Source organism: Stenotrophomonas sp. SAM-B (assembly GCF_013387485.1).
In the GTDB taxonomy this organism is placed as follows: domain Bacteria; phylum Pseudomonadota; class Gammaproteobacteria; order Xanthomonadales; family Xanthomonadaceae; genus Stenotrophomonas; species Stenotrophomonas maltophilia_AA.
In genome coordinates, this window is the sequence record NZ_JABBXB010000002.1 from 740,024 (window position 1) to 762,661 (window position 22,638).

Below are 22,638 nucleotides of genomic sequence, written 5' to 3' on the forward strand. Positions count from 1 at the left end.
TGTGGCCATCACGCCATAGCGCCTGTTAAGGCCACGCAGAAACCATACTCGCGCGGCCACGGGAGCGGAACCCCCATCCGGACGTGCCCCAAGCACGCCCGGACGCAGGTCTCAGTTTTCGGGACGCATATACGGGAACAGCAGCACGTCACGGATCGAGCTGCTGCCGGTCAGCAGCATCACCAGACGGTCGATGCCGATGCCCAGGCCGCCGGTCGGGGCCATGCCGTATTCCAGCGCGCGGATGTAATCAGCGTCGTAGTGCATGGCCTCGTCGTCGCCGCCTTCCTTCGCCGTGACCTGGGCCTGGAACCGGGCCGCCTGGTCTTCCGGGTCGTTCAGCTCGGAGAACCCGTTGGCCAGCTCCTTGCCGTTGATGAACAGCTCGAAGCGGTCGGTATAGCCCGGCTGGTCATCGTTCGCACGGGCCAGCGGCGAGACTTCCACCGGGTGGTCGGTGATGAAGGTCGGCTGGATCAGGGTGTGCTCGACGGTGGCCTCGAAGATCTCCAGCAGCAGCTTGCCCCAGCCGTAGGACGGCTTGATGCGGATCTTCAGGCGCTCGCAATGGGCGACCAGCGCATCGCGGTCGGTGCAGTCGGCCGCGCTGATCTCCGGGTTGTGGTGGCGCACGGCCTCGTCCATGCGCCAGCGGCGGAAGGCCGGGGCCAGGTCGATGGTGGCGCCATCCCACTCCACCGTGGTGGTGCCCAGCACCTTGCTGGCCACGTCACGGATCACGCCTTCGGTCAGGTCCATCACTTCGGTGTACGTGGCGTAGGCCTCGTACAGCTCCATCATGGTGAATTCCGGGTTGTGGCGGGTGCTGACGCCTTCATTGCGGAAGTTGCGGTTGATCTCGTACACGCGCTCCAGCCCACCCACGACCAGGCGCTTGAGGTACAGCTCCGGGGCCACGCGCAGGTACAGGTCCAGGTCCAGCGCGTTGTGGTGGGTGGTGAACGGCTTGGCCGTGGCGCCGCCGGGGATGTAATGCATCATCGGCGTTTCGACTTCCAGGAAGTCGCGGTTGTCCAGCCAGGCGCGCATGGCGCGGATGATCCGCGAGCGCTTGATGAACACCTCGCGCGACTCCGGGGTCACGATCAGGTCGACATACCGCTGGCGATAGCGCTGCTCCACGTCGGCCAGGCCGTGCCACTTGTCCGGCAGCGGGCGCAGCGACTTGGTCAGCAGGCGCAGGCTGGTGGCCTTGACCGACAGCTCGCCGGTCTTGGTCCGGGTCAGCCCGCCCTCGACGGCGATGATGTCGCCCACGTCCCAGCCCTTGAAGGCGGTATAGGCATCGCCCAGGGTGCTGCCCTGCAGGAACAGCTGGATGCGGCCGGACTCGTCCTGGATCTGGGCGAAGCTGGCCTTGCCCATCACGCGCTTGGCCATCAGGCGGCCGGCCATTTTGACCTGGCGGTCACTGGCTTCCAGCGCTTCGGCGGTCCACTGTTCGGCGTCGGCGAACTCGGCCTGCAGGGTGCCGGCGAAGTGCTCGCGGCGGAAATCGTTCGGGTAAGCGATGCCCTGCCCGCGCAGGGCGGTCAGTTTCGCGCGGCGCTCGGCGATGAGGCTGTTCTCGTCGACGGGGGGCTGCGGCGCGGCGGTCTGATCGTTCATGGCGTGGGTCTATGTATGTCGGGGGGAGGTACGGTCCCCGCCATCATGCCGATGGTCGGGGCGGATTGCGAAACCGGGCGCGGCCCGGGCACAACGGATCGGGGCCGCGCGTGGCGGCCCCGACGGTCAGGCGTCGGTGCGTTTGGCACCCACGGCCAGGCCGGACTTCAGGCTGGCTTCGACGAATTCGTCGAGATCGCCGTCCAGCACCTTCTGCGTATCGGAGCGTTCGATGCCGGTGCGCAGGTCCTTGATACGGCTCTGGTCGAGCACGTAGTTGCGGATCTGGCTGCCCCAGCCGATGTCGGACTTGGTGGCTTCCACCGCGTCGCGCTCGGCGTTGCGCTTCTGGATTTCCAGCTCGTACAGCTTGGCGGCCAGCATCTTCATCGCGTTGTCGCGGTTCTGGTGCTGGCTGCGGCCGGTCTGGCAGGCCACGACCGTGTTGGTCGGGATGTGCGTGATACGCACCGCCGATTCGGTCTTGTTGACGTGCTGGCCACCCGCGCCGGAGGAGCGGTACACGTCGGTGCGCAGGTCGGCCGGGTTGATGTCGATTTCGATGTTGTCATCGACTTCCGGCGACACGAACACCGAGGTGAAGCTGGTGTGGCGGCGGTTGTCCGAATCGAACGGCGACTTGCGCACCAGGCGGTGCACGCCGGTTTCGGTCTTCAGCCAGCCATACGCGTAATCGCCTTCCACGCGCAGCGTGGCCGACTTGATGCCCGCGACGTCGCCGCCGGAGACTTCCATCAGCTCGGTCTTCCAGCCGCGCGATTCGCACCAGCGCAGGTACATGCGCAGCAGGATTTCGGCCCAGTCCTGGGCTTCGGTACCGCCGGCGCCCGCCTGGATGTCGACGAAGGCAGCCGCGGTATCCATCTGCCCGGAGAACATGCGCTGGAATTCCAGCTGTTCGACGTGCTTCTGGTACTTGTCCAGGTCGCTGACAACGGCCAGGGCGGTTTCTTCGTCCTGTTCGCTTTCGGCCAGTTCCAGCAGTTCACCCGACTCGGCCAGGCCGTCGAGGATCGTGGCGATGCCGCCAACGGTCTTCTCCAGATTGGCGCGTTCGCGGCCAAGGTTCTGGGCGTACTCGGCGTTGTTCCAGATATCCGGGTTTTCCAGTTCCCGGGTTACTTCTTCCAGACGCTCTTTCTTGGCGTCGTAGTCAAAGATACCCCCTGAGCGAGAGCACGCGATCGGTGAGATCGGTGATGCGCTGGCGGACAGGATTGAGCTCGATCATGTCGGCGATTAATGCGTGCGAAAAGACTGTCCATCATAGCCTATCCGGGGCTTTCCGGCGGTGGCCGGGGCGCTGGGTGCCGCGTGGGGGTGGGGGAAAACGACATCACTGAACACGGGCGGCCGGCCAGGCGGTAGACTTCCGCCCCGCCGCGCGGCCCCCTGCCCTGCGGTTCCCCCAACGCACTACATGGAGCACCACCCCGATGAGGACGTCATCCTCCGCCCTGCTGCTGGCTCTCGCCTGCCTGACCGCTTCCACCACCGCCTCGGCCCTCGACCTCAAGCAGCTGACCAGCACCGGCCTCAAAGCCGGCCAGGCGCTCACCCTGTCCGACCAGGACGTGGCCAAGGCCGCCGACGAAGCCTGCGTCTACATGGACCAGCAGAACAAGGTCGCCCCCGCCAACAGTCCGTACGCCCAGCGCCTGGCCAAGATCACCCAGGGCCTGGCCAATGAAGACGGCATGAGCCTGAGCTTCAAGGTCTACCTGACCGAAGACGTCAACGCCTGGGCCATGGCCAACGGCTGCGTGCGCGTGTACTCCGGCCTGATGGACATGGCCTCGGACGACGAAGTGCGCGGCGTGATCGGCCACGAGATCGGCCACGTGAAGCTGGGCCACTCCAAGACCAAGATGCGCACCGCGCTGCTGGCCTCGGCCGGTCGCGACACGCTGGCCGCCTCGGGCAATGCCAACGTCGCCACCCTGACCCAGGGCCAGCTCGGCGCCTTGGCCGAAGGCTTCGTCAACGCGCAGTTCTCGCAGAAGGAAGAAAGCGCCGCCGACGAGTACGGCTACCGCTTCATGAAGCGCCACCAGTACGATCCCGCCGCACTGGCCAGCATGTTCCGCAAGCTGTCCAGCGATGGCGGCCTGATGTCCTCGCACCCGGGCTCGGAAGCCCGCGCCGGGCGCATCGACGCGATGATCAAGAAAGACAGCAAGCGCTGAGTTCCCTGCCGGCACCCTGCTCCGCCAGGGTGCCGGTCAGCCCGGCAGGGTCAGGCCGGTGCCTGCACGGCCAGCGCCTGCCGGAACGAGGGAAGCTGCCGGCGACTGCACGGCACCCGGCCTCCATCGTCCATGTACAGCAGGGCCTCGCCCCCGTCCAGCGGCTCGATCGAGACCAGGTGCCGCACGTTCACCAGCCAACTGCGATGGGCGCGCACGAACAACGCTGGATCCAATCGTTCTTCCAGCGCCGCCATGGTGCTGCGCAGCGGGTAATCGTGCCCGCGCACCCGCAGGTTGACGTAGTTGCCGGCCGCCTGGGCGTATTCGATGTCGCCGGTCGCCACCAGGAAGTCCCGTCCCAGCTTGCGCACCAGGAACCGCTCCGGACGCTCCACGGCGTCCACCGGCGGAGCATCGTCCGGCGCGGCCAGCAGATGCGCCTCGCCCTGCCGGCGCCGCCCGAACCAGCTGAAGAAGTGCTCGATCGCCACGAAGGTGAAGAACGCACGGACATCCTTGAGGTACTCGTACATCAGGCGCAACGGCCAGCTGGCATCGTCCTGGTAGTGGTAGCCGAGCGCGGCATAGGCGAGATGGCGCAGCCCCATCATCCCGGTGACATGCACCAGCGACCACGCCACGCTGGCCAGCAGGTACAGCGGCAGCCGCCGCTTCCAGGTATCGGCGTGCAGCGGCCAGCGCTGGCAGCCCCACCACAGGACCGGCAGCGTCAGCAGGATCATCGTGACGCTGCTCAGCTCCCAGATCATCGGCTGCCACAGGCCCAGGTCCTCGCCACGGCGACCCGCATCCATCACTTCCACCAGCGCATTGGCCACCGCGGTGGTCAGCAGGATCACCGACCACACCAGCATCCGCGCACCCGGCCGCCACCGCGCGGCACGTCCGTTCGCCATTGAATCGTCCATTCGCAAAGGGTCGTCAGCCTGACTCATCCCGCCATGGTAGTGCGCCCCACCCGTCCCTTGGCGACCGCCATTCGTCACTTGTCCCCGGCGGCAGGCCCCTCCGCCATGGCGGACCGCGCGGCGACTGCGCACCGTGCAGCCTCCTTTCCTGCCTGCCCCGTCCATGCCACGCCGCCACGACATCGACGCCCTGCGCGTGCTCGCCTTCGCCCTGCTCATCCTCTATCACACCGCCATGGCCTACGTGGATGGCTGGGGCTTTCATCTCAAGAGCGACTACACCACGGAGTGGCTGCAGTGGCCGATGCTGCTGGTGAACCGCTGGCGGATGCCGTTGCTGTTCCTGCTCTCCGGGATCGCCATCGCCCTGATGCGGCCTGAGAAGCGCATCGCCCGCTTTGCCATGCTGCGCACGTGGCGGTTGCTGCTGCCGCTGCTGTTCGGAATGTTCGTCGTGGTGCCGATCCAGCCCTACGCCGAGGCACTGACCAACGGACAGATCGAGCCCGGCTTCGGCGCCTTCCTGCTGCGCTACTGGCAGATGCCGGCATGGCCGCAGGACACGTTTGCCGGCTGGCAACTGCGCATCACCTGGAACCACCTGTGGTACCTGGCCTACCTGTGGGTCTACACACTGGTGCTCGCGCTGCTGATGCCGGTACTGGATACCCCTGCGGTGCGCCGCGCGGTGGAGCGCTATGCCCGGGCACCGGCGCCGATCCTGATCGGGCTGCCCACGCTGCTCTCCTTCGGCTGGGTGGCCTGGCTCGATCCCCGGTTTCCCTCGACCAACCTGCTGTTCGGCGATTGGTATCAGCACGCCAAGTACGGCACGGTATTTCTGGCCGGCTACCTGCTGGCCCGCGCCACCCCGTTCTGGGCACGCGTGGTCGAACTGCGCCGGATCACGTTGTGGGTGGCGGTCATCGCGGCGGGCTGGTACTTCGGCATCCGCCTCCTGGGGCGGGTGTTGCCGGCCGATTCGCTGCTGCGGCAATGGCCGGAGAGCGTCTGGACGCTGCAGGTGATGGCCAGCCAGTCGCTGTACCTGTGGGCCGTGCTGCTGACCCTGCTCGGCTGGGCCAAGGTGTATCTGGATCGCCCGTTCCGCTGGCTGCCGTACTGCACCGAGGCGGTGTATCCTTGGTACATCCTGCACCAGAGCCTGATCATCGCGCTGCTGTTCTGGCTCAAACCGCTGCACCTGGGGCCGTGGCGGGAGCCGCTGCTGGTCGTGGCCGGGACGGTGGCAGGTTGTCTGCTGCTGCACGAAGGGCTGATCCGGCGCGTTGGTTGGCTGCGCCCGCTGTTCGGACTGCGCCGGCAGCGATTGCCGTCGATCCGTCCCGCCGCCGGTGGCGCAGCGGCGGGATCACCGGAAACGAGCTGAGCAGCTACTTCACCTCGAACTCCCCGACCAGCACCGTCTCCGCCCGGTCCTTCAACCGCAGCGTGACCTGCTGGTCGCGCTGGTCGCGGCTGCCCCACTTGGTGCTCAGGCGCAGCATCAACGTGGTCGCGCCAGTAACCAATTGCTCGCGGCTCCCGAAGTAGTTCGCTTCGATCCTGTAGGTGCCCGGCTTGGCATCACGCAACGAGAACTGCTCCGGGCCATAGCCGCCGGTGAAGTCCTGTGACATCTGCCCGCCCTGGTAGGTCAGCCGGTTGCCGTAGTACGCGCGCTCGCCATTGGGATCGGTGACCCACAGGTCCATGTCGCTGTTGTCGCTGTCCCAGCTCAGCACCACGCGCAGGTCCAGCGGCATCGCACGGCGCAGGCGCGGGTCGATGGCCGAGGTGTCGACGCGCTCGCGGGTGATCAGCCGGGTCAGTTCATCCAGCGCGATCAGCGAGATGCCGTCGAAGCGGCCGTCCCACGGCCGGACCACCACCTCATAGAGCGATGCCACCGCCGCCTGGTACTGCCCGGCTGCTTCCAGGGCCAGGCCCAGGTCACGGAAACTCTGCGGCTCCTCCTCGCCCATCGCCAGCACCTGGCGGAACACCGGCACGGCCAGTGCCGGCGCCTTGGCCTGCATCAGGCGATAACCGAGCACGCGCAGCACGTGGCGGTTTTCCAGGTCCATCTCGGCCAGGTTGGAGAGCACGCGCAGCGCGAGATCACGCTGTCCGCTGGCCAGCAGCAGATCGGCCACGTCCAGATAGAAGGCGCTGCTGCCTGCGTGCTGTTCGCGCTCCTGCAGGTACAGCGGATACAGTTGCGCCGGCTTGGCATCGCGCAGGCGGCGTGCATAGGCCGAATCCGGTGCCCACGGCGCCAGCGTCAGGGTGATCTGGCCGCTGTTGGCCTTGGGTGCCGATTTAGCGCGGCGCTCGGGGGTGGCCTCTGCCTCATCGGCAACCGCCGACGCAGTCAGCTCGACACGGTCCAGCGCCATCGGTGCGGGCGGTGCCGGCGGTGGCGCGGCCATCGCCATGGCGACCGGCGCGGCGACGGATCGGGATTCAGGCTTGGGCCGCGGTGGCGCATCCTTGGGCCAGCGGGTATTCCACCACTGCTCGCGCTCGGCGAACTGGCGGGCGATGCCATCCAGGCGGCGCTTCCGCTCGCTTGCCACATCCGCCACCGTCAACGCATGGCGCTGGTCGTAGGCCGCGCGCAACGGGGCCGGCGGACGGATGCCGTAGCGCAGGTAATCCTCCAACGTTTCAAGAACCAGCAGCGAGGTATCGGCGGTGACCACACCGAACTGCTGCGACAACGCCTTGGCCGCCGGCGCCCCGGCCGGGTCCGCCGCCAGTGCGGCCAACCGCGCATTCGCCCACGCGTGGGCGACCAGGCTGCCTTCCACCCCGCGTGCGTTCGCGACGTCGACGGTGATGGGCTGCGGATCGCTGCCGCCACCGCGCAGAGACAGCAGCACCGTCGCATCGGGACGCAGGACGCGGCCGGTGACGCGGATCCACCCCTGCGTTGCGCTGGAGGCATCCACGTTCACGTCCTCCACGCCACGCGCCCGCACCTCGGCGACCTCGACCGGCTGCTGGAGCAGCAGCGGCATCACGCCTGGCACCTCCGCCTCGCTGTTCACCTGCAGCAGCTGGCCATGATGGGCGCTGGTCCAGGCGCGCAGGCGTGGTGTGTCGGTCTTCGCACCGGCGCTGCTCAGCGCATACAGGCGTTGATCGCGCGACAGCGTGGGCAGCGTCTGGCTGCCGTAGTTGGCCAGGCCATCGCTGACCAGCAGGTACTCGCCGATGGCGGGGTTGGGGGTCCAGTCGCCCAGTGCGCTGGCGCCATCGTTGGGCAGCGCCCGCAGGTACTCGCGTAGTGCTGACCAGTCGCCCTTGTTGATGGTGAACTCCCGCGGCGTTTCGCTGCGGTCACGCAGCACGGTCAACTGGACCTGGCCGCTGCCGAGGGCCTGGAAGTAGCGATCCAGCACAGCGCGTTCAGCCGCGCCGTTGCGTGTGCCGGCCGAGCCCGATGCATCCCAGAGCAGGCCGATGCGCCGAGGCAGGACACGCGCAGCGGTGGACGCGCGAACCCGCACGCTGGCCAGCAGATAGCGCTGCCCCTCATGCAGGCCAGTGACCACGTCAGTGCTGCGAACGAGCGGAAGGCTCCACTGCAGCTGTGCAGGCAGATCCGCGCCCCGCCCTTGCCACTGCGCCGCATAGGCGCCGGACTTCAACGTGAACCCGAGGGGATTGACGCCCACGGCGACCGGCTGGCCCGTCCCGCTGGCCTCCAGCCGGACCGTCACCTGCTCCGACTGCCGTGCGAAGAACACGGGCAGTGACCACTGCAGGCCCTGCGGTACGGTCGGCAGGCTGTCGCGCAGCACCAGACGGACGCGACGCTCACCGCGGGCCGGGATGGGATAGAGCCGCAGCCGGAACTGATTGCCGGCGGTCTGCTCCAGAAGCCCCGGATCGACCTGGCGACGCTCGATCGCCTCGAACACTTGGCGGCCCTGCGCCTTGGGGACCGGCACCGCGTCGCGCAGCTCACCACCGATATCCAGTGCGAACCCGGCCACCTGTTGGCCCGCGGCCAGTGGGAACGCCAGCTGCCCTTCCAGCACCCGGGCATTGGGATTGTGGAACGTCATCTCGATCGTGGTTTCGCCCAGTCCCGCCATGACACGGCTGTCGATACGCGCCTCGGTCAGCCGCACCGGCACTTCGGCGCCCGCCACCTGCAGGATGGGCGGCCTTGGCGGCGGGAAACGCCGCGCCTGGGCGTGGACGCTGGGCAGCTGCCAGTACAGAAGAGCGAGCAGACCGATACTGCGCAGTGCGAGTCCCATGTGACGCTCCTGATCCGATGACACTTCCTTGAACGCATGGCGATCAACAACGGGGTTGAGCGCTGGCAACCGCCTGTTCCGGTCATGGACGCCTCATCCGTGCTGGGCCAAGATCGCCCTCCACGGATTGATGGACCAAGGATGCCGTATGCGCCTGTTGTTGACCGCCCCGCTGTTGATGGGGCTTGCCCTGCCCGGCTACGCCGCCACCCCCGTTGAGGGCGTGACGTTCGGCCACCGCGACTGGATGCTGGCCTGCGACAACACCCGCACCTGCCGCGCCGCCGGTTACCAGGCCGATGAGAATGGTGGCGACCCGGTCTCGATCCTGCTGACCCGCCCGGGCGGGCCGGACCAGCCGGTGCATGCCGAACTGATGCTTGGCCAGTACGACGACAACACCTCCACCCAGCGGCTCAGCCTGCAGATCAATGGCGCCTCGCTCGGCCCGATGCAGTTCGATGCCGCCGAGGGCACCGCCGCTTTTTCCGCGAAGCAGCTCGCGGCCCTGCTCGCTTCGCTGGCACGTAACAGCCGGATCGAGCTGATCGGCGACGACGGCGCACGCTGGACGGTGTCCGATAAAGGGGCGTCGGCCGTGCTGTTGAAGATGGATGCGTTCCAGGGCCGCCTGGGCACGCCGGGCGCCCTGATGCGCAAAGGCACCCTCGCCGAATCCTCGGTGCCGCCGGCACTGCCGGTGCCGGTCGTGCAGCTGGGCAAGCCGGTGGCGACCCGCCCGTCAGACGAGGCGCTGGCCGCATCACCGGCGCTGCGCGCCGCCCTCGCAGCGGTGACCTCGGCCGACGATTGCGAAGCGCTGGGACCCAGCGGCAGCCTGTCGCCGGATGGCGAACCCGAAGCGCTGACGGTGCAGCGGCTCAGCGCGGACAAACTGCTGGTCTCGCTGAGCTGCTGGCGCGCCGCGTACAACACCGGTGATGGTTACTGGGTGGTCAACGACCGCGCGCCGTACCAGCCGCGGCTGGTCACCACGGCAGCCGTAGGTGATGACGTACGCACCATCCAGGAGGCGCACAAGGGCCGTGGCCTCGGCGATTGCTGGTACTCCACCACCTGGGGCTGGACCGGCACGGCGTTCGTGAGGACCGCTGACAGCAGCACCGGCCTGTGCCGGCTGGTGGCCGCCGGTGGCGCCTGGGAAATGCCGACGCTGGTGACCGAGGTCCAGGAGTAAACCATTACGCTGCCACGCGCGGCGATCCTCAGCCGTCGTCGTCTTCCCAGCCATCGAACGGGAACAGCGCGGGAAGGATCGTCTGCATGATCGCCATGCTCTGCACGACGGCCTGGTCCGCCGTGCAGGGACGCGAGAAGACGGCGTGATGTGCGTGCACAGGCCTGTCCGGTGCGCTGGAGAGGTGTTCAACGTAGGCGGCCAGCAGGCGTTGCGCGGCCTGTTGGCGATCCGTTCCCTCCTGCGCAGCGCGCAGCGCTGCATGCACGGGACGCAGCGCTTCGGGATCCGGCAGCGCGCAGGTATACGCCAGCGCGCCGGTCTGATCGTCGGCATCCCGGTAATCGTCCGGGTCGTCCGAAGGCTGGTAGCCCGTGGCCACGCAGCGGGTCCGGCTGAGTCGCGCCATCACCGCGGCAACCGCGTCGTCGACCGTGACCGGGCCGCTGGCTGTGCCATCTCCACTCTCGACCCGGGCGGCCAGTTCCTGCCGCAGCAGCCACGCCACGCTTTGCCGCGAGCCGTCCAGGTCCGGGAATTCGAAGCCCTCGCGGGCGGAGAGTTCGGTGCGGGCGGTCTCGTCACCCTGCAGCACGATGCGGCTCTGCAGGTCGAAACGTTCGGTGGGCGATGGGAGCATGTGGGCGTCTGCGGAAAAGGAGAACGAGGACAGCAGCAGGCTGGCCGACAACAACAGGCTTCGGCGCAGGTCAGGCATCCGCGCAGTGCTCGATGATCAGCTGGATCGCGCCGCCTCCCCGGTAGTCATCACTGACCAGCCGATAGGCGATGTGGACGTGGTTGGCCGGCGCATTGCCGGTCCAGCCGCTGAAGTGGATCGCGCTGACCGGCTCGGGGCGGCCCGGCACGCGCAGGCTCAGCTTGAGGTGCTTCTCTTTGAGCACCTGCCAGCGCGCCACCTGGAAGTGACCATCGAACAGCGGCTCGGGGAAGCCCTGCCCCCACGGCCCGGCCAGACGCAGGGCCTCGGCATGGGCGAAATCCAGCTCCTGCGGCAGCAACTCGCCGTCGGTGAGCAGCAGCTGCTGCAGCGAGAGCGGATCCAGCGTGCGCTCGACCACATCCACGAAGGCCTGCTCGAACGCGGGCAGCTTCGCGTGCGGCAGGCTCAGGCCCGCGGCCATGGCGTGGCCACCGAACTTGTCGATCAGGCCCGGGTGCGCGGCGTTGACCAGGGCCAGCGCATCACGGATGTGGAAGCCGGGAATCGAGCGCGCCGAGCCACGCAGCGAATCGCCGCCCGGCTCGGACGGCGCGAACGCGATCACCGGGCGATGCAGGCGATCCTTCATCTTGGAGGCGACCAGCCCGACCACGCCCGGATGCCACTCGGCATCGAACAGGCAGGCCGCGACCGGGCGCACACCCTCGGCACTCAGCACCGCACGGGACACCGCCAGTTCCGCGTCGTCGGTCATCAACTGCTGGACCGCGCGGCGCTCGGTATTGATCGACTCCAGTGTCGTGGCGATCTCACGCGCGTGGGCGCGGTCTTCGGTGAGCAGCAGCTCGATGCCCAACGCCATGTCTTCCAGCCGGCCGGCGGCATTCAAGCGTGGGCCGAGCGCGAAACCGATGTCGGTGGCGCTCAGCCGTGCCGGATCGCGCCCGCTGGCCTCGATCAGCGCCTGCAGCCCGACGCAGCCTTTGCCGCTGCGCAGCCGGCGCAGGCCGGCCGAGACCAGGGCGCGGTTGTTGTCGTCCAGTGCGACCAGATCGGCGACCGTACCCACCGCGACCAGATCCAGCAGGGTCAGCAGGTCCGGCTCCGGCGTCGCGGCAAACGCGCCCTGCTCGCGCAGGTGGCGGCGCAGCGCCATCAACACGTAGAAGATCACCCCGACGCCGGCCAGCGCCTTGCTCGGGAAGGCATCGCCGCTGATGTTGGGGTCCACGATCGCATCCGCAGGCGGCAGGTGCTCGCCGGGCAGATGGTGATCGGTGACCAGTACCTTCCAGCCCAGTGCCTTGGCCGCGTTGACGCCGGCGTGGCAGGCGATTCCGTGATCGACCGTGACCAGCAGGCCGGGATTGAGCGGGGCCAGTTCGGCCACCAGCGATGGCGACAGCCCATAGCCGTGCAGCATGCGGTTGGGCACCGCGTGCACCACGTCGCGTGCGCCCAGCATGCGCAGGCCGCGTACGCCGACCGCACAGGCGGTGGCGCCATCACAGTCGAAATCGCCGACGATCAGGATGCGTTCGTTGTTGGCGATCGCATCGGCCAGCAGCGTTACCGCGGCCTGCATGCTGCCCAGCAGATCCGGCGCATGCAGCTGGGCCAGCTTTGGCTGGGCCTGCGCGGCATCGGTAACCCCGCGCGCGGCGTACAACCGCTGCAGCAACGGCAACATGGATGACGGCCACTCGCTGACGGCGGCGGCAGGACGGCGCTGGATACGGGGTGCTTCAGACTGGGTCAAAACGGGCTCGATCGATGACGTGCGCGTCCATGATACTGCCCGGGGAATGCATCCACGCATGGCGTGGATCTACCCCGGTATACCGGCAGGACAACCGTAGATCCACGCCATGCGTGGATACCAGCAGCACGAGGTAGATCCACGCCATGCGTGGATGGCGCACCCTGTTTGCTGGAGCCAGCCGCCGGCCGGCTCTCCTTCGACGAACTCAGAGGTCGTGCAGCTGCACCGGCTTCTTCCAGAACCGCCAACGCTGGCCTTTGTCGATCTCGACGCGGGTGCCGTCTTCGAAATCCAGGACCAGCCGCGTCAATTCCCCGCGCGCGATCGCCGCCAGCAGCGGCCGGATCGCCTCATTGCCCAACTGCTCCAGCGAACGCAGCTGGCGCAGGTCCACCAAGGCATCCACGGTCTGCTCGCCATCGGCGTGCAGGCCTGCCGCCTTGGCCAGCGCCTGCAGCAGCGCATCGCGGCTGCGGACCTGGGCATGCGCGGTGGTCACGCGTTCGGGCAGCTCACCGCCGCCCCAGAACCACAACGAGTTGATCGCCCGCTTGCCGTCGGCCACGCGCTGCTGGTTCCACGCGTGCTGGTGCAACACCACCTGCGCTTCGGTCAACAGGGCACGCCAGCGGCGGCCCGCATCGCCTTCGGGCAGATGGGCAAACAGATCATCGCCGAGCACTTCATCGGGCTCGGCGAATAACGGCAGCGTGGTGCCGGGCGGCAGGCGCAGATACCACCGCGACGGCACCGGGGCATCCAGCACGAAACCGTAGCCGGCAAACAACGGCTGCAAGGCCGGCAGCAGATGCATCACATCGGCCAGATCCGGGCGCAGGGTATCCCCGTGCCCCATCAGGCGAGCGCCATGCATGTCCGGCACCACATTGGCCGGATCGGCCCGCAGCCACACCGCTCCGTCGGCATCGCCGACATCCAGCTGGCGGGTCAGGGCTGCGGCGGACCACGCGTCCGGCTGCGTCTGGAAATGCCGACGCAACTGGGCGCGCTCGCCCGCCTCGGCGCTGCGGCGTTCCGCACGCCCCAGCGCCTTGGCGACGTCATCGGGCAGCGGCGCCGCCGGAAACCGGCTGCGCGCCGGGAGCAACAACGTCGCCGTGGCCATCGCCGTCAGTCCAGGTACTGGACGCTGACGATTTCGTACTCGCGCTGGCCGGCCGGGGCGTCGATGGTGACCGCATCGCCCTCCAGCTTACCGATCAAGGCACGGGCCAGCGGCGAGGAGATCGCGATCAGGCCCAGCTTGATGTCCGCTTCCAGGTCACCCACGATCTGGTAGCGCTTTTCTTCATCGCTTTCCACGTCCGACAGCTCGACGGTGGCGCCGAACACCACCTTGCTGCCGGCGTTGAGCTTGGTGATGTCGATGATCTCGGCATGCGAAAGCTCGCCTTCCAGCTGCTTGATGCGGCCTTCGATGAAGCCCTGCTCCTCGCGCGCGGCGTGGTACTCGGCGTTCTCCTTGAGATCGCCGTGCTCGCGGGCCTCGGCGATCGCCGCGATGACCTTCGGGCGCTTGACCGACTTCAGGTGGTCAAGCTCTTCGCGCAGACGCTGCGCGCCCTTCAGGGTGATCGGTGCTCTCATGCGTTCAACTCCTTGTGCAGTTCCTGCAGCGACCAGACCGGGCCGGTCCCGCGGAATTCCAGTGATTGCACCAGCGCCATGGCGCCGGCGATGGTGGTCGAATAGGTCACGCGATGCTGCAGCGCTTCGCGACGGATCGAGAACGAGTCGTTGATCGCCGCGCGACCTTCGGTCGTGTTGACGATGTAGACGATCTCGCCGTTCTTGATCGAATCGACGATGTGCGGACGACCTTCGACGACCTTGTTGACGATCTCGCAGTCCATGCCGTGCTCCTGCAGCCACGCGCCGGTGCCACGGGTGGCAACCAGGGTGTAGCCGCGCTCGAGCAGGGCCTTGGCCACCGGCAGCACGCGCTTCTTGTCCGGATCACGCACCGAGACGAAGGCCTTGCCCAGCGGCGGCGCCTTGATGCCGCCGGCTTCCTGCGCACGCGCGAAGGCGGCGCTGAAGCTGCGGCCCACGCCCATCACCTCACCGGTGGAGCGCATCTCCGGCCCGAGGATCGGATCGACGCCCTGGAACTTGGCGAACGGGAAGATCGCTTCCTTGACCGAGTAGTAGCCCGGCACGATTTCCTTGGTCGCGCCCTGCTCGGCCAGGGTCTTGCCGGCCATGCAGCGCGCGGCGATCTTGGCCAGCGGCATGCCGGTGGCCTTGGAGACGAACGGCACGGTGCGCGAGGCACGCGGGTTCACTTCCAGCAGGTAGACGATGTCTTCGCCGTTTTCGCCGGCCTGGATCGCGAACTGGGTGTTCATCAGGCCGACCACGTTCAGGGCCTTGGCCAGCTCGACGACCTGGCGACGCAGCTCGGCCTGGGTTTCGGCGGACAGCGAGTACGGCGGCAGCGAGCAGGACGAATCGCCCGAATGCACGCCGGCTTCTTCGATGTGCTCCATGACGCCGCCGATCAGCACGTTGCCGTCCTTGTCGGCAATGATGTCCACGTCCACTTCCACGGCGTTGTCGAGGAAGCGGTCCAGCAGCACCGGCGAATCGTTGGAGACCTTCACCGCGTCGCGGACGTAGCGGGCCAGATCGGATTCACCGTAGACGATTTCCATCGCACGGCCGCCCAGCACGTAGCTCGGGCGCACCACCAGCGGGTAGCCGATCTCGCGGGCCAGCAGCAGGGCTTCCTGGTCGTTGCGGGCGATGCGGTTCGGCGGCTGCTTCAGGCCGAGCTTGTCGACCAGCTGCTGGAAACGCTCACGGTCTTCGGCCAGATCGATGGAGTCCGGCGAGGTGCCGATCACCGGCACGCCATTGGCTTCCAGCGCGCGCGCCAGCTTCAGCGGGGTCTGGCCGCCGTACTGGACGATCACGCCCTTCGGCTGTTCCAGCTCGACGATCTCCAGCACGTCTTCCAGCGTCAGCGGCTCGAAGTACAGGCGGTCGGAGGTGTCGTAATCGGTCGAGACGGTTTCCGGGTTGCAGTTGACCATGATGGTTTCGAAGCCATCATCGCGCAGCGCCAGTGCCGCGTGCACGCAGCAGTAGTCGAACTCGATGCCCTGGCCGATGCGGTTCGGACCGCCGCCCAGGATCATGATCTTGTCGCGGTTGCTCGGCGCCGCTTCGCACTCGTCCTCGTAGGTCGAATACAGGTACGCGGTGCTGGTGGCGAACTCGGCCGCGCAGGAATCCACGCGCTTGTACACCGGGCGCACCTTGTGGGCACGACGCAGCGCACGCACGGCCGCTTCGTTGGTGCCGGTCAGCTCGGCCAGGCGGGCATCGGAGAAACCCGCGCGCTTGAGCTTGCGCAGGCGCACGGCGTCCAGCGCATCGATGCCATCGGCGGCCACCCCGGCCTCGGCCTGGATGATCTCTTCGATCTGGTCCAGGAACCACGGGTCGATGTGCGACAGGGCGAACACCTCTTCCACGCTGAAACCGGCGCGGAATGCATCACCCACGAAGAACAGGCGCTCCGGGCCCGGGGCCTTGAGCTCGCGCTTGATCGTGGTGATGTCGTCTTCGTTGGACAGGTCCAGGCCGGTCGGGTCCAGGCCGATCTTGCCGGTTTCCAGGCCACGCAGTGCCTTCTGCAGCGACTCCTGGAAGGTGCGGCCCATCGCCATCACCTCGCCCACCGACTTCATCTGGGTGGTCAGGCGCGCGTCGGCGGCCGGGAACTTCTCGAAGGCGAAGCGCGGGATCTTGGTGACGACGTAATCGATGGACGGCTCGAACGAGGCCGGGGTCAGGCCGCCGGTGATTTCGTTCTTCAATTCGTCCAGGGTGTAACCCACGGCCAGCTTGGCCGCGACCTTGGCGATCGGGAAGCCGGTGGCCTTGGAGGCCAGCGCCGAGGAACGCGACACGCGCGGGTTCATTTCGATCACGACCACGCGGCCGGTGGTCGGGCTGATGCCGAACTGCACGTTCGAGCCGCCGGTATCCACGCCGATCTTGCGCAGCACGGCGATGGAAGCATCGCGCAGGCGCTGGTATTCCTTGTCGGTCAGGGTCTGGGCCGGGGCCACGGTGATCGAGTCACCGGTGTGCACGCCCATCGGGTCCAGGTTCTCGATCGAGCAGACGATGATGCAGTTGTCGGCGGTGTCGCGCACCACCTCCATCTCGAACTCCTTCCAGCCCAGCACCGACTCTTCCACCAGCACTTCGGTGGTCGGCGACAGCTCCAGGCCGCGGGTCACGATATCGACCAGCTCTTCGCGGTTGTAGGCGATGCCGCCACCGCTGCCGCCCAGGGTGAAGCTGGGGCGGATGATGGTCGGGTAGCCGACGCGGGTCTGGATATCGATCGCTTCTTCGAGCGTGTGCGCGACCGCCGCGGACGGGCACTCCAGGCCGATCTCACCCATGGCCACGCGGAACAGCTCGCGGTCTTCGGCCATGCGGATGGCATCGCGCTTGGCGCCGATCAGTTCAACGTTGTACTTCTCCAGCACGCCGTTGTCGGCCAAGTCCAGCGCGCAGTTCAGCGCGGTCTGGCCACCCATGGTCGGCAGCAGCGCATCGGGCTTTTCCTTGGCGATGATCTTCTCGACCGTCTGCCAGTTGATCGGCTCGATGTAGACGGCGTCGGCCATCTCCGGGTCGGTCATGATCGTGGCCGGATTGCTGTTGACCAGCACCACGCGGTAACCCTCGTCGCGCAGCGCCTTGCAGGCCTGCGCGCCGGAGTAGTCGAACTCACAGGCCTGGCCGATGACGATCGGGCCGGCACCGATGATGAGGATGGTTTTAAGGTCAGTGCGCTTGGGCATTGTCTTCTCTAAGTCTGGACAGCGAGGCAGATGGGGGTGATCGCACGCTGTCGATCAGGAAATATCGTCGGGGTTCAGCACGATCCGGCATTGGTCCTGCAGCGGCTTGGCCAACTGCGCGCCCAGATCCTCCGGCATCGCCGGCCCGCTCTCGAACGACGCCACCAGCCGGCGATAGGCCGGGCTGCCGATGAAGGCCGCAAGCTGTGCGCGGTCCGGCCCAGCCAGACCCGCAGCGGCCTTGGCCTCGGTGTTCTCGGGCGTGGAATTGGCGAAGCCGCTCGCCAGCGCCTTGCCCGCCGGCGTGGCCAGGAAGCGCGACCACTCGGCGATCACCGCGTCGCCATCGCTGCCCAGACCCGTGATGATGGAACCACGGAACTGCGCATCCAGCAGATCGCGCACGGGCGCCTGCGCGCACTGTTGATCAGGGTCCGGCAGCGCCTTCAGGGCCGGCGTGGTGTCGATCACCAGGCTGGCCATGGTGGTGCCCAGCGTGCCCAGGCCCAACGTCTTCACCACCGCCGCCACGTCGGCATCGGCGGCGGGCGCAGCCTGCGCCACACCCGCCACACCCCACAGCAACGGCAGCAGCGCGAGGCTGCGCATCAAGCTTTCGCCTCGGCCATCAGCGCCACGAACCGGTCGAACAGCGGACCGACATCGTGCGGGCCCGGCGAGGCTTCCGGGTGGCCCTGGAACGAGAACGCCGGCACGTCGGTGCGCGCGATGCCCTGGTTGGTGCCATCGAACAGCGAGCGATGGGTCACGCGCAGGGTGGCCGGCAGCGACGCTTCATCGACCGCGAAACCATGGTTCTGCGAGGTGATCATGACGCGACCACTGTCCAGGTCCTGGACCGGGTGGTTGGCGCCGTGGTGGCCATGGCCCATCTTCACCGTCTTCGCGCCGGAGGCCAGCGCCAGCAGCTGGTGGCCCAGGCAGATGCCGAAGGTCGGCACCTTCTTTTCCAGGAAGGTCTTGATCGCGCCGATCGCGTAATCGCACGGTTCCGGATCGCCCGGGCCGTTGGACAGGAACACGCCGTCCGGATGCATCGCCAGCACTTCGGCGGCCGGGGTCTGCGCCGGCACCACGGTGAGCTCGCAGCCGCGCTCGGCCAGCATGCGCAGGATGTTCAACTTGGCGCCGAAGTCATAGGCCACCACCTTGAAGCGCGGCGCGGCGTTGACGAAGGCGTTGCTGTCCAGATCCAGCTGGCCCTCGGTCCAGGTGTAGCTCTTGTCGGTGCTGACCACTTTGGCCAGATCCATGCCCTTCAGGCCCGGGAACTTGCGCGCCGCTTCCAGCGCCGTGTCCACGTTCAGCCCTTCGCCAGCCATCAGCGCACCGTTCTGGGCGCCGCGCTCGCGCAGGATGCGGGTCAGCTTGCGGGTATCGATGCCGGAGATGGCGACCACGCCGCGCTGCAGCAGCCAATCCTGCAGCGACACCTGGCTGCGCCAGTTGCTCGGGCGGCGCGGCACATCGCGCACGATCAGGCCGGCCGACCATACCTTGGCCGCTTCATCGTCCTGGTCGGTCATGCCGGTGTTGCCGATATGCGGGTAGGTCAGCGTGACCATCTGCCGGGCGTAGGAAGGATCGGTCAACACTTCCTGATAGCCGGTCATGGCGGTATTGAACACCACCTCACCGACGGACAGGCCGGGCGCGCCTACGGATTCGCCCTCGAATACGGTGCCGTCTTCGAGGACGAGGATTGCGGCTTGGGTCACGGAAATCTCACTTTGGCTACCGAGGGGTCGCCGAAGTCACGCCTGCGCTTCACGAAAAAGCGGCTGCAAAAAAGCGCGGACTGCGGTTCTGGACCGGTCCGGCTGTCGTGATTCGGCGAGCGGGAATTGTAAAGGGAAGCCGGGTGCGACGCCAGTATCCGCGTGCAATTGCCCTGTTCAGGCCGATAAAGGGCGCAGCGCCGGTTCAGGCGCCCGCCCGGCTGGCTCCGCGGGCCCCATTCAGACGGCAGGCGGCGGCGTGGCCCCATCCAGCAGGTCGCGCACGCGCCAGCTGCCCGGCGCACGGCCCGGCAGCTGGCGGGCGGCAAACAGCGCCCCTCGGGCGAAAATGTCGCGGTTGGTGGCGCGGTGGGTCAGTTCGATGCGCTCGCCCAGCCCGGTAAACTGGACCAGGTGCTCACCGACGATGTCACCGGCGCGCAGGCTTGCGTAGTGCGGCTCGGCCCCGCCCTTCTCCGCCGCCGCGCCCAGGGTCAGGGCAGTGCCCGAGGGCGCGTCCTTCTTCTGGGTGTGGTGGGATTCGACGATGTCGCAGTCCCAGCCCTTCAGGGCGGCGGCCGCACGCTCGACCAGCTCGTCCAGCACCGCCACGCCCAGGCTGAAGTTGGAGGCCCAGACCAGCGGAATCCGGCCCGCCGCCTGGATCAGCGCCTGGCGCTGCGCCTCGCTGATGCCCGTGGTACCGGAGACGAAGCCGGCGCCGCGCTCCACGCACAGCGCCAGCACCGGATCGAACCCCTCGGGCAGGCTGAAATCGATGGCGACATCGAACTGGGGCGCACCGCCCAGCTCACTGCTGGCGAAATGCGGCACGCCCTCGACCACGCGCTGGGCCGGCGAGCGGCGGGTGACCGCGGCCACGACCTGCAGGGCGGGAGTGTCGGCGGCAAGGCGGAGCAGCGCCTGGCCCATGCGGCCGGAGGCACCGTGGATGAGCAAACGTAGGGGAGTGGTAGTCATGCCCGCAGGCTAGCGGGTGGCAACGACGATGTACAAGAGGAAAACCACCCGCGGCTTGCTACGCTGGCCGACCGGTCCCTCTGGCAGCCTCTCCATGCAGCGTTCGAAGCGCCTTCCCGTCACCCGCAGCGCACCCGACCTCGGCCATCACCTGGCGGTGCATGGCGGGCTGATGCGGGATTGATCCATGCGCATCTCCGACATCGCCCGACGCAGCGGCGCGAGCCAGAAGGCCATCCGCCTGTATGAAGCACGGGGCCTGCTGGCGCCGATCCCGCGGCTCAATCGCTACCGCGACTACAGCGAGCAGGATCTCCACCTGGTCCAGCTAATCCGCCAGGCGCTGACGCTCGGGTTCCGCCTTGCCGACGTGGCCTGCCTGCGTCGTGCCGATGGCGGCATCGATTGGCCACGCGTGCAGACACTGCTGGTGACGCGCCAACAGGCGGTGCGCGCAGACATGGAGCGCCTCCACCAGCTTGACCAGGCACTCACCGCTCTACGCGATGAGGTGGCCGAACTCGTCGTTCACGGGGATACCGGCGCACTGGAAAGCTGCATGGCTGCTGGCGACTGCCGAGCCGCTTGACTCTGCCCCATGGGGCAGACCGCAGGCTTGCGCTCCCCTCCTGCGAGTTCGCCCATGTCCCGCTCCATCGTCATCCTGCTTGGCCACCCCGACCGTGACAGCCTGTGCGGCGCAATGGCCGAGCGCTACCGGGACGCCGCGCAGGCGGCCGGGCACTGCGTCCACCTGTTCGCCCTGGGCGAGGCCGATTTCGATCCTGTCCTGCGCCATGGCTACCGGCAGATCCAGCCGCTGGAGCCAGACCTGCAGGAGATCATGGCCGCCATTGCCCAGTGCAATCACCTGGTGCTGGTCTACCCGACCTGGTGGGGGGGCATGCCGGCGCTGCTGAAGGGCTTCTTTGACCGTGCCTTGCTGCCTGGCGTCGCGTTCCGCTATCGCAAGGATTCGGTGTGGTGGGACCGGTTGCTCAGTGGGCGCAGCGCGCGGGTGATCACCACCCTGGACACCCCGCCCTGGTACTACCGTTGGGTGTACCGCATGCCGGGATATCAGCAGATCCGCCGCACGATCCTGGCGTTCTGCGGGATCAAGCCGGTCAGGATCAGCGGATTCGGCCCGGTGCGCAGCACCACGCTGGCGCAGCGTGAGGCCTGGTTGCGCAAGGTAGCTGCGCTCGGGCGGGCGGCGGAGTAGCGCCTGGCGCTGCGCCGGTTGCGTTTATGATTGCTCTGGCAGTGGTGACTCAATGACCAACGACCACACCACGCCCGAAAAAGTCATGGGCGCCATCTCCAGGAACTGGTGGAGGAAGGCAGCTCCAGATACAGAAGTCTTCTGAGTTTGCCAGTGGACGAACTGAACACCGTTTGCCCAAAAGCGCAGCGTGCGTTGTCCAAGCTCTCTCCCCATGAAAGGGACCACGGTCATCGACATCGTCATCCTCGACACCGCCTCGGCAATTCTGGGCACTCTGGATGGAACCCATTTCCCGGGTCCTCTCTCCCGCGACTTCATTGCCACATTCGACAACGAAGTCAACCAGGGAGACCTACTGGATGTCTTCAACAAAAACGCCCAGGCAAGGGGCTTCATGACCTTAGCTGGCACCGACTCCGTCTTGCTGCGCTGGCGAAACCGCCACCGATTGCCTTCGACCTCCCGCCAGACCGACATAAGGACTTTCGAACGTTCGAGGATCTGAGTCGGAACCAACTTGTCGCATTCGGCTCTGGTGGGCTCTACGCGACAGTCACACAATGGCGCACCGCCAGAAGCCGTCCCACCAATGTCGATGCCATCACAGAACGTCAATACAGCAAAGATATTCGGCGCTGCTGCCAAGGACGCGGGTTTTCTGGGAAACACAGTCACTCGATATCGCGATCATGACAAGTTTCTGCTTGTCATCAACCATCAGAAATCCGCATTTGGGAGGCTCTTCTACGTAAACGTGGGCCTCTATTTCCGCGAAATGCTGGACGAACCACTGGACGAGACCGCGATAAGAGGAGCGTTCAAAGTTCGCACTACAACTCCCCACCCCCATGTTAGCTGGCGCATAGAAAACACGCCGGGGATGCCCGCCGCCATCACGCAGGAGCGTTTGGATTCGTTGGTCGTGCAGAATGATGCTGACGAGCTTCGCGGAACACTGAGCCTGACACTGGGGATTCTACTGACATTCGTCGCCGCGCACGCTGATCGCCAGGCGCTCCGCCAACTGAGCGACGCTCGCCTGTTCAGCGCGATGATCCTGAAAGAAGTGTAGCCCCGGTAGCGTTGCACAGACGCTTGCCGCCGATGCTCCCACCGTGTCGGCGCGAAATGCAGCAAGCCTAAGCGCATCAAACAG

General features: G+C 67.2%; 19 protein-coding genes. 7 read left to right on the forward strand and 12 right to left on the reverse strand.

Features of this window, described 5'->3' with window-relative positions; translation table 11 throughout:
* Positions 1 to 111 precede the first annotated feature (111 nt).
* Both lysS and prfB read right to left on the reverse strand, forming a co-directional pair.
* Positions 112 to 1,629, reverse strand: a complete 1,518-nt coding sequence (lysS, locus tag HH110_RS07505) for a lysine--tRNA ligase (protein WP_176989075.1) — start codon at positions 1,627 to 1,629, stop codon at positions 112 to 114.
* 126 nt (positions 1,630 to 1,755) lie between these two features.
* A protein-coding gene (gene prfB / locus HH110_RS07510) for a peptide chain release factor 2 (protein WP_121036696.1) occupies positions 1,756 to 2,881 on the reverse strand; the annotation gives its coding sequence in 2 pieces (ribosomal slippage) (positions 1,756 to 2,805 and positions 2,807 to 2,881; 1,125 coding nt in all).
* A 205-nt stretch (positions 2,882 to 3,086) separates the two neighbouring features.
* On the opposite strand from prfB, the gene HH110_RS07515 reads away from it, so the two are divergent.
* Entirely contained in the window at positions 3,087 to 3,836 is a 750-nt protein-coding gene (locus tag HH110_RS07515) for a M48 family metallopeptidase (RefSeq protein ID WP_176989076.1), read from the forward strand.
* Positions 3,837 to 3,886: 50 nt separating this feature from the next.
* Here HH110_RS07515 and HH110_RS07520 read toward each other — a convergent pair whose 3' ends face one another.
* Positions 3,887 to 4,756, reverse strand: a complete 870-nt coding sequence (locus HH110_RS07520) for a LytTR family DNA-binding domain-containing protein (RefSeq protein WP_176989077.1) — start codon at positions 4,754 to 4,756, stop codon at positions 3,887 to 3,889.
* A gap of 175 nt (positions 4,757 to 4,931) precedes the next feature.
* Here HH110_RS07520 and HH110_RS07525 point away from each other — a divergent pair, with 175 nt between their 5' ends.
* Positions 4,932 to 6,158, forward strand: a complete 1,227-nt coding sequence (locus HH110_RS07525; RefSeq protein ID WP_176989078.1) for an acyltransferase — start codon at positions 4,932 to 4,934, stop codon at positions 6,156 to 6,158.
* A 4-nt stretch (positions 6,159 to 6,162) separates the two neighbouring features.
* On the opposite strand, the gene HH110_RS07530 is transcribed toward HH110_RS07525, so the two are convergent.
* Positions 6,163 to 9,042, reverse strand: a complete 2,880-nt coding sequence (locus tag HH110_RS07530; protein WP_176989079.1) for a VIT domain-containing protein — start codon at positions 9,040 to 9,042, stop codon at positions 6,163 to 6,165.
* 148 nt (positions 9,043 to 9,190) lie between these two features.
* Between HH110_RS07530 and HH110_RS07535 the strand changes: the two genes are divergently transcribed.
* On the forward strand, positions 9,191 to 10,240 hold the full coding sequence (locus tag HH110_RS07535; RefSeq protein WP_176989080.1) for a DUF1176 domain-containing protein: 1,050 nt from the start codon (positions 9,191 to 9,193) through the stop codon (positions 10,238 to 10,240).
* Positions 10,241 to 10,268: 28 nt separating this feature from the next.
* Here the strand turns inward: HH110_RS07535 and HH110_RS07540 are convergent, their stop codons facing one another.
* The 8 genes from HH110_RS07540 to dapB all read right to left on the reverse strand — a co-directional run bounded on the left by HH110_RS07540 (position 10,269) and on the right by dapB (position 20,254).
* A complete protein-coding gene (locus HH110_RS07540; protein WP_176989081.1) occupies positions 10,269 to 10,958 on the reverse strand; it encodes a hypothetical protein in 690 nt (229 codons plus the stop codon).
* Positions 10,951 to 12,615 (reverse strand): single-stranded-DNA-specific exonuclease RecJ, encoded by a 1,665-nt coding sequence (gene recJ / locus HH110_RS07545; RefSeq protein WP_241696441.1) that lies wholly within the window; start codon positions 12,613 to 12,615, stop codon positions 10,951 to 10,953. Before recJ ends, HH110_RS07540 begins: the two co-directional genes overlap by 8 nt.
* A gap of 277 nt (positions 12,616 to 12,892) precedes the next feature.
* Positions 12,893 to 13,813, reverse strand: a complete 921-nt coding sequence (locus HH110_RS07550; RefSeq protein ID WP_176989083.1) for a phosphoglycerate mutase — start codon at positions 13,811 to 13,813, stop codon at positions 12,893 to 12,895.
* Between the two features lie 5 nt (positions 13,814 to 13,818).
* Positions 13,819 to 14,283 (reverse strand): transcription elongation factor GreA, encoded by a 465-nt coding sequence (greA, locus tag HH110_RS07555; RefSeq protein ID WP_026069738.1) that lies wholly within the window; start codon positions 14,281 to 14,283, stop codon positions 13,819 to 13,821.
* 8 nt (positions 14,284 to 14,291) lie between these two features.
* The gene (gene carB / locus HH110_RS07560) at positions 14,292 to 17,534 is read right to left on the reverse strand and encodes a carbamoyl-phosphate synthase large subunit (RefSeq protein ID WP_176989084.1); all 3,243 of its coding nucleotides are present in this window, start codon (positions 17,532 to 17,534) and stop codon (positions 14,292 to 14,294) included.
* A gap of 54 nt (positions 17,535 to 17,588) precedes the next feature.
* A complete protein-coding gene (locus HH110_RS07565) occupies positions 17,589 to 18,143 on the reverse strand; it encodes a hypothetical protein (protein WP_176989085.1) in 555 nt (184 codons plus the stop codon).
* Positions 18,143 to 19,273 (reverse strand): glutamine-hydrolyzing carbamoyl-phosphate synthase small subunit, encoded by a 1,131-nt coding sequence (gene carA / locus HH110_RS07570; RefSeq protein ID WP_176989086.1) that lies wholly within the window; start codon positions 19,271 to 19,273, stop codon positions 18,143 to 18,145. Before carA ends, HH110_RS07565 begins: the two co-directional genes overlap by 1 nt.
* A gap of 240 nt (positions 19,274 to 19,513) precedes the next feature.
* Positions 19,514 to 20,254, reverse strand: a complete 741-nt coding sequence (dapB, locus tag HH110_RS07575; RefSeq protein ID WP_176989087.1) for a 4-hydroxy-tetrahydrodipicolinate reductase — start codon at positions 20,252 to 20,254, stop codon at positions 19,514 to 19,516.
* 187 nt (positions 20,255 to 20,441) lie between these two features.
* Between dapB and HH110_RS07580 the strand changes: the two genes are divergently transcribed.
* The 4 genes from HH110_RS07580 to HH110_RS07595 all read left to right on the forward strand — a co-directional run bounded on the left by HH110_RS07580 (position 20,442) and on the right by HH110_RS07595 (position 22,554).
* A complete protein-coding gene (locus HH110_RS07580; protein WP_176989088.1) occupies positions 20,442 to 20,843 on the forward strand; it encodes a MerR family transcriptional regulator in 402 nt (133 codons plus the stop codon).
* A 54-nt stretch (positions 20,844 to 20,897) separates the two neighbouring features.
* Entirely contained in the window at positions 20,898 to 21,479 is a 582-nt protein-coding gene (locus HH110_RS07585) for an NAD(P)H-dependent oxidoreductase (RefSeq protein ID WP_176989089.1), read from the forward strand.
* Between the two features lie 214 nt (positions 21,480 to 21,693).
* A complete protein-coding gene (locus HH110_RS07590; protein WP_176989090.1) occupies positions 21,694 to 21,987 on the forward strand; it encodes a hypothetical protein in 294 nt (97 codons plus the stop codon).
* A gap of 84 nt (positions 21,988 to 22,071) precedes the next feature.
* The gene (locus tag HH110_RS07595) at positions 22,072 to 22,554 is read left to right on the forward strand and encodes a DUF4304 domain-containing protein (RefSeq protein WP_176989091.1); all 483 of its coding nucleotides are present in this window, start codon (positions 22,072 to 22,074) and stop codon (positions 22,552 to 22,554) included.
* Positions 22,555 to 22,638 lie beyond the last annotated feature (84 nt).